The organism is Paenisporosarcina indica (assembly GCF_001939075.1).
Classification (GTDB): domain Bacteria; phylum Bacillota; class Bacilli; order Bacillales_A; family Planococcaceae; genus Paenisporosarcina; species Paenisporosarcina indica.
In genome coordinates this window covers 321,917-334,513 of record NZ_MPTA01000002.1, presented here as the reverse complement: position 1 = coordinate 334,513, position 12,597 = coordinate 321,917, and the positions used below count along the sequence as shown (strand labels likewise).

The 12,597-nt window shown below is 36.9% G+C and carries 20 protein-coding genes; 12 read left to right on the top strand and 8 right to left on the bottom strand.

Features of this window, described 5'->3' with window-relative positions; genetic code table 11:
* Positions 1–62: 62 nt before the first annotated feature.
* The 5 genes from GY23_RS07055 to GY23_RS07045 all read left to right on the top strand — a co-directional run bounded on the left by GY23_RS07055 (position 63) and on the right by GY23_RS07045 (position 1,670).
* Positions 63–497: a hypothetical protein gene (locus GY23_RS07055; RefSeq protein ID WP_211270649.1), complete on the top strand. Its 435-nt coding sequence runs from the start codon at positions 63–65 to the stop codon at positions 495–497.
* A 49-nt stretch (positions 498–546) separates the two neighbouring features.
* Positions 547–672: a hypothetical protein gene (locus GY23_RS18915; RefSeq protein WP_281251490.1), complete on the top strand. Its 126-nt coding sequence runs from the start codon at positions 547–549 to the stop codon at positions 670–672.
* A gap of 115 nt (positions 673–787) precedes the next feature.
* Positions 788–1,078: a hypothetical protein gene (locus tag GY23_RS07050; RefSeq protein WP_075618517.1), complete on the top strand. Its 291-nt coding sequence runs from the start codon at positions 788–790 to the stop codon at positions 1,076–1,078.
* 71 nt (positions 1,079–1,149) lie between these two features.
* Positions 1,150–1,317 carry a hypothetical protein gene (locus GY23_RS18445; protein ID WP_169834556.1) on the top strand — a complete coding sequence of 56 codons (168 nt, stop codon included), beginning with the start codon at positions 1,150–1,152 and terminating at the stop codon, positions 1,315–1,317.
* Positions 1,318–1,421: 104 nt separating this feature from the next.
* Complete coding sequence (locus GY23_RS07045; protein ID WP_075618516.1) at positions 1,422–1,670, top strand: hypothetical protein; 249 nt, start codon at positions 1,422–1,424, stop codon at positions 1,668–1,670.
* A 51-nt stretch (positions 1,671–1,721) separates the two neighbouring features.
* Here the strand turns inward: GY23_RS07045 and GY23_RS07040 are convergent, their stop codons facing one another.
* Positions 1,722–2,489 carry a hypothetical protein gene (locus GY23_RS07040; protein ID WP_245827601.1) on the bottom strand — a complete coding sequence of 256 codons (768 nt, stop codon included), beginning with the start codon at positions 2,487–2,489 and terminating at the stop codon, positions 1,722–1,724.
* Positions 2,467–2,994 carry an RNA polymerase sigma factor gene (locus GY23_RS07035; protein ID WP_075618515.1) on the bottom strand — a complete coding sequence of 176 codons (528 nt, stop codon included), beginning with the start codon at positions 2,992–2,994 and terminating at the stop codon, positions 2,467–2,469. The genes GY23_RS07040 and GY23_RS07035 overlap by 23 nt, the downstream gene beginning before the upstream one ends.
* A gap of 144 nt (positions 2,995–3,138) precedes the next feature.
* Between GY23_RS07035 and GY23_RS07030 the strand changes: the two genes are divergently transcribed.
* The gene (locus tag GY23_RS07030; RefSeq protein WP_075618514.1) at positions 3,139–4,191 is read left to right on the top strand and encodes an aminopeptidase; all 1,053 of its coding nucleotides are present in this window, start codon (positions 3,139–3,141) and stop codon (positions 4,189–4,191) included.
* A gap of 188 nt (positions 4,192–4,379) precedes the next feature.
* Here the strand turns inward: GY23_RS07030 and GY23_RS07025 are convergent, their stop codons facing one another.
* Positions 4,380–4,583, bottom strand: coding sequence for a hypothetical protein (locus GY23_RS07025; protein WP_075618513.1), 204 nt, complete (start codon positions 4,581–4,583; stop codon positions 4,380–4,382).
* A 116-nt stretch (positions 4,584–4,699) separates the two neighbouring features.
* On the opposite strand from GY23_RS07025, the gene GY23_RS07020 reads away from it, so the two are divergent.
* The 3 genes from GY23_RS07020 to GY23_RS07010 all read left to right on the top strand — a co-directional run bounded on the left by GY23_RS07020 (position 4,700) and on the right by GY23_RS07010 (position 6,447).
* Positions 4,700–5,242, top strand: a complete 543-nt coding sequence (locus tag GY23_RS07020) for a GNAT family N-acetyltransferase (protein ID WP_075618512.1) — start codon at positions 4,700–4,702, stop codon at positions 5,240–5,242.
* Positions 5,243–5,318: 76 nt separating this feature from the next.
* Complete coding sequence (locus GY23_RS07015; protein WP_075618511.1) at positions 5,319–5,780, top strand: GNAT family N-acetyltransferase; 462 nt, start codon at positions 5,319–5,321, stop codon at positions 5,778–5,780.
* Between the two features lie 172 nt (positions 5,781–5,952).
* Complete coding sequence (locus tag GY23_RS07010; RefSeq protein WP_075618510.1) at positions 5,953–6,447, top strand: GNAT family N-acetyltransferase; 495 nt, start codon at positions 5,953–5,955, stop codon at positions 6,445–6,447.
* 155 nt (positions 6,448–6,602) lie between these two features.
* Here GY23_RS07010 and GY23_RS07005 read toward each other — a convergent pair whose 3' ends face one another.
* From GY23_RS07005 to GY23_RS06985, 5 genes are all read right to left on the bottom strand, one after another.
* Positions 6,603–7,265, bottom strand: a complete 663-nt coding sequence (locus GY23_RS07005; protein ID WP_075618509.1) for an amino acid ABC transporter permease — start codon at positions 7,263–7,265, stop codon at positions 6,603–6,605.
* Between the two features lie 12 nt (positions 7,266–7,277).
* Entirely contained in the window at positions 7,278–7,916 is a 639-nt protein-coding gene (locus GY23_RS07000; RefSeq protein WP_075618508.1) for an amino acid ABC transporter permease, read from the bottom strand.
* 90 nt (positions 7,917–8,006) lie between these two features.
* Positions 8,007–8,807 (bottom strand): transporter substrate-binding domain-containing protein, encoded by an 801-nt coding sequence (locus GY23_RS06995; protein ID WP_075618507.1) that lies wholly within the window; start codon positions 8,805–8,807, stop codon positions 8,007–8,009.
* Between the two features lie 14 nt (positions 8,808–8,821).
* Positions 8,822–9,550 (bottom strand): amino acid ABC transporter ATP-binding protein, encoded by a 729-nt coding sequence (locus tag GY23_RS06990; RefSeq protein WP_075618506.1) that lies wholly within the window; start codon positions 9,548–9,550, stop codon positions 8,822–8,824.
* 289 nt (positions 9,551–9,839) lie between these two features.
* Positions 9,840–11,198 carry an amino acid permease gene (locus tag GY23_RS06985; protein ID WP_075618505.1) on the bottom strand — a complete coding sequence of 453 codons (1,359 nt, stop codon included), beginning with the start codon at positions 11,196–11,198 and terminating at the stop codon, positions 9,840–9,842.
* A gap of 285 nt (positions 11,199–11,483) precedes the next feature.
* On the opposite strand from GY23_RS06985, the gene GY23_RS06980 reads away from it, so the two are divergent.
* From GY23_RS06980 to GY23_RS06975, 3 genes are all read left to right on the top strand, one after another.
* Positions 11,484–11,930 carry an NUDIX hydrolase gene (locus GY23_RS06980; protein WP_075618504.1) on the top strand — a complete coding sequence of 149 codons (447 nt, stop codon included), beginning with the start codon at positions 11,484–11,486 and terminating at the stop codon, positions 11,928–11,930.
* 23 nt (positions 11,931–11,953) lie between these two features.
* Positions 11,954–12,103, top strand: coding sequence for a hypothetical protein (locus tag GY23_RS18230; protein WP_161487581.1), 150 nt, complete (start codon positions 11,954–11,956; stop codon positions 12,101–12,103).
* An 81-nt stretch (positions 12,104–12,184) separates the two neighbouring features.
* A complete protein-coding gene (locus GY23_RS06975) occupies positions 12,185–12,592 on the top strand; it encodes an NUDIX hydrolase (protein ID WP_075618503.1) in 408 nt (135 codons plus the stop codon).
* The last annotated feature ends 5 nt before the right edge of the window (positions 12,593–12,597 follow it).

Below are 12,597 nucleotides of genomic sequence, written 5' to 3'. Positions count from 1 at the left end.
AGGAGTACAAGAAGAATTAAAACTGAATTATATTTGATTCTTGAAGGTAATATGAAACTGGAGTGGTTCAATTGATCATTAGAAAACTTGTTTCTGCAATCGTGTCTTGTGTTCTAGTCATGATAATTTACTTCATAATAGAACAATCAGGGTTTGTCATTCTCTTAGGGATGTACTTACTGCCGATTCTTTTATTTTATGGTATTCCGGCATCTATATTGTCTGATTTTGCTACAAAAAAATTAAGAGGAGTAATTTGTGGGGTTTTGGCATTATTGATTCACTTAATCTTAGCCACTTTATTTATTTTAATTCCAATTTTATTTTCAGAATGGGAAAGGAATATTTTACTCTCTGACATCGAGAGCCTGTTAGAGAATTTCTTCTTGTATACCGCTATTCTATCTTCCTGTCTCTTCTGGTGTATAGATGAGTTTCTTAAGTCTAAAAGAGTAAAAGAAATACGGAAGAAGATTGATGCTTTAAAAATTTATTGAAGGCGAAAAGAGCTTTTTAAATTATCAACAGTTTGTTAACAAGTTATGATTGGTCCCAGCGTCTGAAGAAAATGGAATACCACTTGGTTACGAATTAGCTCTCCAAGCGAATGGCTGGAATAAAGGTGAAAGAGAAGGTGCTTCAGTTTATTATACAAAAGAAAAAATAAAATAGATTTGATCTCATCCACGAAACACCTAAACATACTTAAAGTGGAATGAAGCTTAATTAGGGAAGGGAAATAAGTAGTCGTTGGCGTTTTTTATTAAATTAGGCTGGAGGGATAATCATGAAGAAAAGGAAAAAGAGGTATATCGTTAGTACTATACTTGTGCTTCTGATTGGTGTATCCATTGCGACAAATCCAACCAAAAAGGAATACCTACAGTCCACAGATTGGAATCACATACCAACTACACCGAGTTTTTATATTGAAAGAATCAACTTTTATTTGTTTTCAACCTATACCCCAGTAGTCGCTCACGAGCACGGAATCACCCACTTGGGGATATTTGGCGATTTCTATCAGATATCAGATGGTCAATTTGATTATCCTTCATGGTTGGAATTCTTTAACTAAAAAGAATGAACAGTTGGGACTTTTCAACTAAGATTAAGTTATCATAACTAAAGCAGGAGGATTCACCGACCATGTCCAATCCATATATAAAATTTGAACATACACCATTATGGGCAGTAATAAATAAAGGAATAGAAGACCTTGTTGAAAATAACGATATCGAAGAAACAACACGACGAGAATACATCGTTGGATATCTTTGTAAGGTAATAATGGAATATGAAACGGCAAACAAATGAGATAACTTTTCCTTGTTGAAAGGGGTGGCCATTTCTTATTTAAATACTCAAGAATAATTGACACCAAAAACCTAAAGTTTATTGGAACATTGGAGGTGAATACTTTGTGGGAAGCCATAATTGCAGCAATAATGGGCATAGGGTTTTTAATTCTAGGAATTAGACATAACAAAAGAATACATAAAGATGAAGGAGCAGGTTCTGGTGTTGTTAGTGAATCACTTGTAATTTCAGTCATTATTGAAAGTGTTTTTTGGATCTTTGATCAACTTCCATATTGGGTAGCTAAAAGTTTATATTTTTTGATTGCTATTGCTTTATTGGTTTGGAGTTATAAATTGTATATGGGCTGAATCAACTAGAAAAAACACCACCCATAGGCAGTGCCAAACTTCTAGACTCTTTTAATATCCTCTAGCCTCACTTATTTTCTCCCGTAAACCACCGTCATCACGGATTCTGAAATCTCCCATTTTCCCTTCTTCTGATAGAATCGCCCTTCCTCTGATTCCGTGTTGTGAAACTTCCCCGGCATTGTTTTTATATTCTACCTGAGCAGTAAAATCATAATGCTTTGGTGTTAATTCATTCTCACTTTTATTCACTTGTATATCACTGACTTTCATTTCACCCTGAAATTCTTCGTCTAGATGATAAAGTTCATAGTGGTAAGAGAAAGCGATATTAGTAGGAATGAGATGATCATACATATAGTCCATAAAGTAAGGTTTGTATGTTTCTTCAACTAATCCTTCGTATGCAAGCCATTCGGGGGAATCAGCTGGAATTTCGAAACCACCGCTACCTTCTGGTAAGCTTTCTCGTATTTCATCGGCTTTTTTATCAAGGTTTTTTTGTATAAGAATAAATTCTTCATTAGGAGCCGTGAATTCCGATTTTAGAACGGCTGTTACGGCAGCTTTATTATTATCCTCAATCGCCATTTCAGTTGCTAACTTATTGTCTGTATTTGCATTTGGATTTACCAACGTAAAGACAAGGAAACAAGCAACTGCAACCATGATGACTGAAATGAAAATTGGTGCGATGTGACGTTTCTTTTTGCTGACTTTATTTTGTATTTTCAGCCAACTATTTCTGCGAGCATGATCGCTACGGTCACTATGCTGCATTTCCTGGAAAAGCTCGTCAAACTCTTTTGAAGGATCCATCTGTAAAACCTTCCTTTCCATAAAACTCTTTTCGTAATGACTCAAATCCTCGTGACATTTTCGTCTTCACCTTGGCTTCAGTCCAACCTAATATAAATGCCGTCTCTTTAATCGAGCATTCATTCACTTTTCTCAAAATCAATACATCGCGATAGTCATTCTTCAATCGACTTAAGGCAGCATACAATTGAGTCAGATCCTCATTCTTTTCGGCTGTGCTCTCGGGGGAAAGGTTCTGAGTGTCAATATCGTTTTCATTTCCCCATTTGAAAAACTGAATGATTCTTTTCCTTCGAAAATGATCATAGGTCACATTTCGCGCAATTTTCAACAGCCATGTCAGTACCGAAGATTGGTTATTAAAATGATTTAGGTTTTTGATAGCTTTATAGAATGTATCCTGTGTTAAATCTTCAGCGGTTTCTTTATGACGTACGAGCAGATAAATAAAGCGGTAAACCTTGTCGCTATTATCGACATACAATTGTTCCAAATCTACTTCCATAAATTTCAACCTCCTCTTACAAATCATAGACGAAAGAGGTAATGAAAAGTATCGTTTTTTATGCATATTTAAAGGGAATTCTCCAAATATGTCGAAGGTAAGATTAGTCAATAAAATTAATAGTGGAATATAGGGGTATTGGTTATGAAGGATGCGAGGATACAAAGGATAGCTGAATTATTGGTGACTCATTCAATTAAGGTACAGCCTAATGAACACATATTGGTTCAAGCCGTAACAGAAATAGAAATTGATATTGTTAAAGAAATTATTAGCGAAATTCATAAAGCTGGTGGTTTTGCTCACGCGGATTTAAGAAATGCAACGGTAACCAGACAATTGGTTTTGGGGGGAACAAAGGAACAGTTTGACATGTTAGCTGAATGGGATGTGAAACGTCTCGAAAAAATGGATGGCTACATAAACTTGAGAAGTCCAGTGAATACAGCAGAGCTATCAGATATCCCAAGTGAAAAAATGGGACTCTATGCGAAAACCTACGGACAACTTCAAGCAGAAGCGATTTATAAGAAAAAATGGGTTACAACGCGTATTCCCAATGCATCCATGGCACAGGAAGCCCGGATGAGTACAGAAGCTTTTGAGGATTTTTATTTTGACATATGCACGATCAATTATAAAAAGCTCTCAAAAGCGATGGACCCATTAAAAGACTATATGGAAAAAACCAAACGGGTTGAGATTAAAGGACCCGGAACGGATCTGTCCTTTTCCATCGAAAATATAGGAGTAATAAAAGGGGACGGAACGGATAATATTCCGGATGGAGAGATATATACAGCTCCAGTAAGAGACTCAGTAAATGGCACGATTGCATTTAATACACCATCTACAATGAATAGTTTTACATTCGAAAATATTTCACTCACTTTTGAAAAAGGGAAAGTAGTGAAAGCCACTGCCAATCATACAGAAAAATTGAGGGACATCCTAGCTACCGATGAAGGGGCAAGTTATATAGGTGAATTTGCACTGGCCTTTAATCCAAAAGTAAAAGTTCCGATGAACAATACCTTATTTGATGAAAAAATTGACGGTAGTTTTCATCTCGCGTTAGGTAGCTGCTTTGATGAAGCAGACAACGGCAACAAATCGGCAATCCATTGGGACTTGATTTCCATCCAGCGTCCAGAATACGGTGGAGGAGAAATCTATTTCGATGGGAAACTGATCTGAAAAGATGGTCGTTTTGTGATTCCTGAACTTGAAGGATTGAATCCAGGAAGGATTTTGGGGGATTAATGGTAATAATCTTTACTTTATGGAACATGATAAGCAGGCCGCTGACTTTCCAAGAATAGACATGATGCAATAAAAGTGAAAAATGAAAAAACGCCAAATTAATGGCGTTTATGCTTTATTCATTATTGTCGGGCTTGATTTTGATCTGCGTTGCCTGTTAAATGTTTTGCAGCATTTTTAGTTGCATCAACAGCACTCATAGCAACATTTTCTGTTGTTTCTAAAGCATTATGCACGGTTTCAAATGCAGAGCCTGCAGTATTCTTAACGTCCTTTGTTACACTGTTGTTATTTTGTTGATTTTGGTTGTTATTTTGATTAGCCATTTGATTTCACCTCCTGAACAAAGATAGGTTATGTAGTCAATGGATAATTATACTGACAACTTTCTTCGAAAAGTTAAAAAGAAAATTTAATAAGTACATTTTCCGGAGGGATAAACATGTTCGTACATAAAATTGATGATGAATTATCGTTAAAACTGATTGAATTAAAGGATGCAGAAAGAGTATTTGAGTTAACCAGCAACTCACGCGACTATCTGCGGGAATGGCTTCCTTGGGTGGATATGACCATTGAAAATGAAGATACAGTAGGGTTTATCAAGATGTGTTTAAGAGGTTTTGCTGAGAATAAAAGCCTGAATGCAGTGATCTTATATAAAGGAGATCTTGTTGGGGTTGCTGGTTTCAATAATCTCAATTGGTCAAACAAAACTGCCTATATCGGATATTGGCTGGGAGAAGAATATCAAGGAAATGGAATTATGACGAGGGTAGCTAAGGCATTGACTGACTATGCATTAACTGAATTGAGCTTAAATAAAGTTGAAATTCGGGCTGCAGTGGAAAACAAGAAAAGTAGAAGTATTCCCGAAAGATTAGGTTTTGTAAATGAAGGATGTATCAGACAAGCAGAATGGCTGTCTGACCATTATGTTGACCATGTTGTCTACGGCATGCTCGCTGATGAATGGACTAAATAGTGATTTGCTAACGAAACGGAGTTGAAATTTGTTTAATTTAATCTTCAACTCTTCTTTTAGAGAAGGTGGGAGAAATATGGAGTATAAATTCGAGTTAATGACTCAAGAACAGGCAGAGGATATTGCTTATAATTGGCATTATCATGATTACTTTTCATTCTACGATATGGAGTCAGATAAGGAAGATTTAGACGAGTTTCTTAATCCTGAAAAACGAGGGAGATCCTACTTCGTTGTTAGTAATGACAATGAGGTTTTAGGATTTTTTAGTTTTACTAAAGTGGCTGACCATACGATTGATATAGGACTAGGAATGAGACCAGATTTAGTGAGTAAAGGCAACGGCCAAGATTTTTTGAAAGCGGGTTTAGATTTCGCAAAAACTACATATCATCCCAAAAGCATAACATTATCAGTAGCTACTTTTAATCAGAGAGCCATAAAAGTATATAAAAAAGTCGGATTCAAAGAGAATCATACGTTTATGCAAGATACAAATGGTAGTAGGTTTGAATTCTTAAAAATGATTTACTCGTGAAGATAGTAACCATAATCCATTTTCAGAAGAGGAAGAAAAGTTTCAAACGTTTGTCCAGGCAACCTTACTGAGGCAATGTTACACTTACTTCAGTTCATAGTTAGCCTTTCTTAATTAAGAAACAATGCAGGTTTGTTTCAGCAATCAGAAATTTTTCAGGTGGTGTAAATAAATGAGCAATAGTCTAATTGTGGAAGTGTACTCGCATAAATTTCAAGAACAAGTTGTAGATTTGATTCTTCATATCCAGCAACAAGAATACAACATTCAAATAACGAAAGAAGACCAGCCGGATTTGTTTAACATTCCTGAATTTTATCAGACCGGGAACGGAAACTTTTGGGTAGCTCTTTATGATAATAAAGTAGTTGGGACAATCAGTCTATTAGACTTAGGAAACCAGCAAGTTGCACTTAGAAAAATGTTTGTAAATAAAGAATTTCGAGGATCCATTTATAAAACAGCCAGCCTTTTATTAATTAATGCACTAAAATGGTCAAAAGAAAAATCAGTTGAAACAGTGTATCTTGGTACCACACCACAATTTTTAGCAGCTCATAGATTTTATGAAAAAAATAGATTTACACAAATTAGCATTGAAGAGTTACCTGAGAATTTCCCGATTTTACAAGTCGATAAAAAGTTCTACAAGTATTTGGTTGTTTAGTAAGTAGAAACATATGTTGATTAATTTTATAATTATCAATATAAATGGTCTATCGGTGATTAAAATACCGCTGAAGACCCGTAAGAAGTTTATAGAATTCTTTTAACGTACAGGCATAAAAAAGCCCCAGCAACAAAGCTTGTTGCTGGGGTTTCCTATGCCTGTTTCAATTCCAATCTTTTCGCAATGAGGGACAATGCATAATTGACGATAAAGTACATCAAGGCGACGATGATGAAAATAGGAATGACATTCGATCCGTTTTGAGCGTATAAGATTTGTGCGTTGTGCAATAAATCGGGCAACGCGATGACGACAGCCAATGATGTATCTTTAAGTAGAGAAATAAATTGACTGACGAGAGGCGGAACCATTCTTCTTAAAGCTTGTGGCATAACAATATAACGTAAAGTCTGGATATAGTTCAGTCCTGACGAACGACCTGCTTCAATCTGTCCTTTATGGATTGAGTTCAGGCCACTTCGGATAATTTCCGATAGCATCGCTGACTCAAAAATAGTCAGTGCTACGATGGCTGCTGTTATGATTTCCATATCAATCCCGACTTCAGGCAATGCGAAATATGTAAAGAATATAATCAACAGTAAGGGAAGGTTACGTATTGTTTCGACAACCACGGCAAGCAATTGCGAAACCACAGGAATCTTCGCGTATCTGAGGATCCCAATCAGGCCGCCGATAATGAAGCTAAGCACAATTGAAATGGCAGCGACCTTTAGCGTGACCCAAAATCCTTCAAGTAAAAACTTCATGTTGTCCGGTGTCAATACTTCAATGAACGGTGCTAGGAAATCCATCTATGCACCTCCTTAATTACTTCTAGCCAGGCGTTTTTCCAAGAACCCCACGCCAAAACTTAAAGGTATAGTTAAAATTAAATAGAATAGACCAACAAAAATATAAGTATCAAAGGTTGAGAATGTACTTGCAGATATTAAATCTCCTTGATACATCAAATCCCCACCTGCTACTACTGCTAATAAAGATGAGTTTTTAACCAAATTGATAAATTGGTTGCCAAGAGGTGGAATTACTATTTTAATAGCCTGAGGAAGGATAACTGATTTCATTGCCTGTCCGTAGGTCAAACCTGACGAGCGGGCAGCTTCCATTTGTCCTCTTGGAACAGACATGATTCCAGCACGGATTGCTTCAGCAATAAAGGCTGCTGTATAGACGGTCAATCCGATGATACCGGCGGTCATTCCGCCAAAATCAAAAGCTAAGTACGTGAAAAACACGATGACCAACACAGGGATATTACGGATAAATTCCACGTAAACTGTACCAATCCAGTTAAGTGGTTTAAATGGGGCGATTCGCATAACTGCAATAAGCGTTCCCAAAATAAAGCTGCATATTAAAGCTATAAAACTGGCAATAATGGTTATTTTAAATCCTTCCAAAAATACATCCATATAGTCCGTTAAAATCGAGAAATCCAGCAAACGATCTCCTCCTAATTAATCAGGATGAGCAGGACCGTAAAATTGCTTACGGAATACTGCCCATCCTGACAAGAAACCTGATATAAGTAATTATTTCTTAATCCATTTATCCTTAATTTCATCGTATTCGCCTGAGTCCTTCAGGCTTTGTAATGCTTTATTCAATTCATCGACTAGCTCTTGATTTCCTTTTTTAACAGCAATCCCATAAGGTTCTTCCGTGAATGTTCCACCCACAAGCTCAAATGAAGGATCTTCTTCGGCCATTCCGTAGAGGATTGAGTCATCCGTAGTAAGGGCATCACCTTTACCAGATTTTAAGGCAGTGAAAGCTTCAGCGTAGTTTTCAAATTCAAGTACTTCGGTTTCGGGAGCATTCTCGCGAATGTTCACTGCAGATGTAGAGCCTTTAACTGCAAGAACTTTTGTCCCTTTTTTCAAGTCTTTGATGCCTTGAACTTTGCTTCCTTTTTTCACAAGCAATGATTGTCCAGCATCAAAATATACATCCGTAAAATCGACTTCTTTTTTACGATCTTCATTGATTGTCATTGTAGCGATAACCGCATCGATCTTGTTATTGTTTAAAAGACCAACTCGTGTTTTTGAAGTAACTTCCTGGAACTCAGGCTTGACGTCATCACCAAACATTTCTTCAGTCAGTGCTTTGGAAATATCGATATCAAATCCTTCCACATCGCCAGTTGAAGGGTTTTTCAATCCAAACAAACGAGTATCATACTTCACTCCATAGACGATTTTCTTTTCTTCCTTGATTTGTGCAAGTACGTCAATATTTTCATCGGTCTTATCATCTCCGCATCCTGCAAGTACCATGGCAGCCATTGTTGTCGCGAATGCCATTTTAAAGAACTTTTTTGACTTTAACATCCAAATTCCCCCAATTAATGATTTAATATACGGCTAAGGAACATGCGAGCCCGTTCTTCACGGGGATTCTCATAAAATTCAGCCGGAACTGCTTCTTCCAATATTTGTCCTTCATCCATAAATACGATTCGGTCGGCTACCTCTTTCGCAAATCCCATTTCGTGAGTCACTACAACCATTGTCATGCCTTCTTTAGCAAGTGCTTTCATGACATCCAGGACCTCACCGATCATTTCAGGATCAAGTGCCGAGGTAGGTTCATCAAAAAGCATGATTTCCGGTTTCATCACGAGTCCACGGGCAATTGCCACACGCTGTTGCTGACCACCGGAAAGTTGGGAAGGGAAAGCATCTGCCTTATCCGAAATTCCAACTTTGTCGAGATAGTACATGGCCAATTCCTTGGCCTCTTTTTCCGATTGTCCTAATACTTTCCTAGGAGCCAACATGATATTTTCAAGCACCGTTTTGTGTGGATACAGATAAAAATGCTGGAAAACCATTCCGATATTACGTCTCAGTTTATTGATATCGGTTTTTTTATCCGCAACTGATAGGCCATTTACGTTGAGTGTTCCATCCGTGATTTTTTCAAGATGATTGATACACCGTAACAAGGTGCTTTTACCGGAACCGGAAGGACCTATTACTACAACAACTTCACCTTTGTTGATTGTGAGATTAATATCTTTCAGTACTTGAAAATCCCCATAAAATTTATTCACCTTATCAAACGAAATCATTCTTTTCCTCCTAAAGTCAAACATTCTTACTATGTATAACATTTTATTTAAAACTTCTGAATTAAGTAAATTATATTTATATATATCAAAATTGTCAATTTTATGTAGAATTACCTGTTTTCTAGGAAATTTACAGTATGCAATGACGATTCTATAGTCCTAAAATGGTAGGTTGGATTATAGATAGATATATATAGACTCATGAAAAAGAAAAGACCTCTCATTATTTTTCATAAGGAGGTCTATTTCAAACGAGTGAATATTCTACTTACTATCTCTTTTTTACCCTCTATCTACTTTGATAAACCTTTTTTTCGCGCATTTTATAAATCAGAATTAATAAAATGAACCAAACAGGGGTGATGAACAAGGCAATACGCGTATCTTCCGCCAATGCAAGCACGACAATGATGAAAGCAAGGAAAACCAAAATTAAGTAATTTGAAAATGGGTAAAGTGGCAATTTAAATTTGCTCTTTTTCGCTAGATCAGGTCTTGTTTTACGGTATTTCAAATGGCTGATGACCGTAATTCCCCATATAAAGATGAAGCAAACAGTCGAAATACTTGTAATGAGCGTAAATACACCTTCTGGCATTAAATAGTTCAAAACAACGGCAATCAGAATGATGACAGTCGAAAAGAACAATGCATTGGAAGGCACTTTCCCCGAAGTGAGTTTTGCAAGCGGTACAGGTGCATTTTTGTCTTTGGCAAGTGAATAGATCATCCGGCTTGTACTGAAGATGGCGCTGTTACATGCCGAAGCTGCAGAAGTCAGGACGACAAAGTTGACGATACCAGCGGCTGCAGCGATGCCCACCGCGACGAAGACTTGGACAAATGGGCTTTCCATTGGATTGATGGCGTTCCATGGATAAATACTCATGATGACAATAAGTGCGCCAATGTAGAAAATTAATATTCGAATAGGGATATTATTGATTGCTTTTGGGATTACTCTTTCTGGATCTTCTGTTTCACCTGCTGTAAGTCCAACAAGTTCAATGCCGACAAAAGCAAATACAACCATCTGGAATGAGAGAATAAATCCATTCAAGCCATTTGGGAACATGCCGCCGTGGCTCCAAAGATTCGTGAAACTGGATGCTCCTGCGTCAGTGGAAAAGCCTTTTACAATCATGAAAATCCCGATAACAATCAGAGCAAGAATAGCAATGACTTTAATCAATGCGAACCAGAATTCCATTTCGCCAAAAAGTTTGACGGTTGCTAGGTTCATGAATAACAAAATGACAAGTGCAATTAATCCCGGCATCCATTGTGGAACCTCAGGAAGCCAAAACTGTGTATAGAGACCAACTGCAGTTAAATCTGCCATTGCGATTGAAATCCAACAAAACCAGTATGTCCAACCTGTAATGAATGCTGCCATATTACCTAAATAGTCTCTTACGAAGTCAACGAATGAATGATATTTCAAATTGCTTAAAAGTAGTTCTCCGAGTGCACGCATGATTAAGAAGCAAATTATACCTGTTAACAAATATGCGAATAAAATCGATGGTCCTGCTAAATGAATGGATTTTCCTGCTCCGAGAAATAATCCCGTCCCGATCGCCCCACCAATGGCGATGAGTTGTACGTGCCTGTTTTTTAGACCTCTAGACAATTCTTGTTCCGGCATATAATTCCCCACTCCCTGTTGTTCTAGGTTCTTTGCAAATTTTTGTCTGTTAAAAACTGATAGTGTAATTAAATCAGATAATTGCAAAATATTAATTAGATAAAAGTCTAACAGATTACGACTCGATTCGACAAGTCGGGTAAAAATCACAATTCCGAATTAATTAAATTCTCGAACGTTTTTATGACTTTTAGCTTAGTGAACATTCGTAGTCGAATAAGAAGAAGGAGATTTTATAAAGATGTCGAATTGTTTTTTTATAAATGTAATATTATGGAGGGTGTTATGAGCTATATAGAAGATCTGCGCAAGGTTGTAGGGAATCAACCACTAATATTGGTGGGTGTTGCTGTTGCTGTAATTAACGAATCCGGGGAATTCTTATTACAGAAAAGAAGTGATGGGCTGTGGGGAGTTCCAGGTGGTTTCATTGAATTAGGAGAATCTACTGAAGAAGCCGGGAGAAGAGAAGTGTTGGAGGAAACAGGAATAGAAATAGGAAAACTTGATTTGGTTGGTGTTTTTTCAGGAAAACAGCATTATGTTACATTACCAAATGGTGACGAGTTTTATCCTGTGACCATCGCTTATGTAACAAAGGAAATCAAGGGCGGTGTCCTGAAAGCGGACGGAAAAGAAACAACAGAAGTGAAATTTTTCAAAGTAAATGAACTGCCAGAAGGACTAAATCCCATAATTAAAAATCTTATTAAACAATACTCACATTCCTAATAAATGTATATGGGAGATTAATGATGAAAAATGATGAGGGGCATGAAAAGAAAAACGATGGAATTATAAAAGTGATATTTGGTGAAATACGAGAATCCGTCTTCCTTGAAGTAGTTGGGCAGATCATATTGTTTATTCCAAAAATGATTATACGGATCATCCGAAATTATTAACTAGGAGGACATTGGAGCTGCTAAAACAGATTTTTTTAATTGAACAAACGAAAAAATAAATCAATTAAGGTGGTTTTTAACATGTCCAGTCCTAAGCACTCCCTTTCTGCAGGGGCAGTAGTGTTGAATGATGAAGGGAAAATCCTGCTTATTAGAGGCCCTCGGAGAGGATGGGAATTTCCAGGTGGAATAATAGAAATGGGGGAGACCATTCAAGAGGGGATTATCAGAGAAGTAAAAGAAGAAACTGGCATTGATATTGAAGTGACCAAGTTCTGTGGTATCTATCAAAATCTAAATGCAAGTGTTTGTGCTACCTGTTGGTTAGGGAAAGCAATAGGCGGTGAATTGCAAACGAGTAGTGAAAGTCTAGAGGTTGGTTATTTTACATTAGAAGAAGTATTAAAACTGGTCACATGGTCGAATTTCAAAGAGAGAATTCTAAAAATTTTAAATGAAGAAGAACATCCGTTTTGTGTGTCGTTCTAAAAATT